The following is a 1,689-nucleotide window of genomic DNA, read 5'->3' on the forward strand; positions in this document are numbered from 1 at the left end:
GCGACGACATTGTATTTGTGCTCGATATGGGTACCAAGCTGCTTATAGAACCCGCCCGTACCGCTATCATGGCTACCAGGTGCATCGCGGTTGAGTAGGGTGTCTGACAATTCCCACGTACCCGTCGTCCACTCAAAGCCATCTGGATGAGTCGCTTCTTTTGCCAGATCCATACCCTTGAGACCGGCAAAGTCTTTTGCCAGTTGGATGGCCTGCTGTACATCATCGTCACTGATGGTCTCGCCATTTGAGGCGGTCATGATGCAGCCGTTTTGAGCACCTTGCTCACGCAAAAGACGAGTCAATTGACGGGTGTCAATCTCAGCGATAGCCACGGTATCGTGACGCTTGAGGTAGTCGCTTAGTGATTCGGTGTTACGAAAGTTTGAGGTGACCATTGTCGCATCACGGATAATGAGACCCTCAGCCCATATCTGCTGTTTAAAGTCGATATTGCCCGCTTCACTGTCCTCATCGTTGGTACCTGTATTGCCGATATGCGGGTAGGTGAGGGTGACCAATTGACGCGCGTAGCTTGGGTCTGTGAGGATCTCTTGATAGCCTGTCATCGCTGTATTAAAGACGACTTCACCGACGCGGTGACCTTGGCTGCCTATACTGATACCGCGAAATACTGTACCGTCTGCTAATGCCAAAATTGCTTGTGTCTGGGTCAATGATTTCAAGGATTGCCTCCGCTATTAGTGATAAGTGCCATCGAGTTTTGTTTATATAAAGGGCTGCTTGCGTAGACCTTTAGGAGCATCATTTAAATTAAATAATGATTACTTGATAAAGGGGCTGCGAGCAAAAATTTCCCACAAAAAAGCGAGAAGACATCATAGATGGAATTTACAACACTCACAGATTAGTGAAGAGGTAACTCGCATCATGTCCACTCGCTTAGGCATAGATTTTGCGCATTATACTAGAGTTTTATGATTAGAGCTAGCATTGTACGTGTGAATAAATGCTATGAGCATACCTCTTATTCAAACTGATAATGCAGACTCAAACCGTAGTAATCAGGCGCAAGGCTGGTGGCAATATGCAACTTATCATCATAGCTTTTGGTGAGATACATACTACTAGCAATGCCTAATAAGGCACCAGCAAAGACGTCGCCTGCGTCATGCTCATCGGACTTTATTCTACTGTAGCCGACAAACCCTGCGCCAATGTAGGCGGGAATACTATACTCAAATCCGTAACGTTTATGGATGAAGCTGGCCCCTTGAAAGGCGACTGAAGCATGACTTGAAGGAAAAGAGTTATCGCCCTCAGCATTAGGGCGCTCTTTATCAACGACGGCTTTTAGCGCATAAGTTGTCGCCACAGTGGTGCCAAAAGATCGATAAAACTGTCCGCGACCTTTTTTGTCATCAAAATAATAGGTGCTACCATAGGCGATTGCTGGAATAGCTACCGCAACGACGCTACCTGCTTTTTCTAGGTTTGAGTTACTGTCCGCGTAACTGAAATTCATTATTAGTGAGCTGCTAGCTAATAGTAATAAAGACAGGGGCATGTGGCTATTCATAGCAAGGTTTCCAAAGATGCTTTTGTTTATGACTGTCAAAGTGGTATTATTCGCATCACTAATGAGTGTTTAGGGCGCCCCCATTTTAGGGTAATTAACTCTTATAACCTATGAAATTTTTATCAAATTTCAATCGTCCGTTTTTGATA

2 protein-coding genes are annotated in these 1,689 nt (G+C 45.1%); both read right to left on the bottom strand.

The genetic code is table 11. The annotated features are described in order from the left end of the window. On the bottom strand, positions 1-677 hold a 677-nt coding region (locus ACTXGO_RS13320; RefSeq protein WP_443574859.1), incomplete at its 3' end, for a carbamoyl-phosphate synthase domain-containing protein. Positions 678-988: 311 nt separating this feature from the next. After that, positions 989-1,486 (bottom strand): phosphatase PAP2 family protein, encoded by a 498-nt coding sequence (locus ACTXGO_RS13325; protein WP_443574858.1) that lies wholly within the window; start codon positions 1,484-1,486, stop codon positions 989-991. Between the last annotated feature and the right edge of the window lie 203 nt (positions 1,487-1,689).

This window comes from Psychrobacter sp. T6-1 (assembly GCF_052258445.1).

What these genes read in the sequence shown, in the direction of transcription:
- ACTXGO_RS13325 (WP_443574858.1), bottom strand. Translation starts at nt 1,486, where the DNA reads ATGAATTTCAGTTACGCGGACAGTAACTCAAACCTAGAAAAAGCAGGT.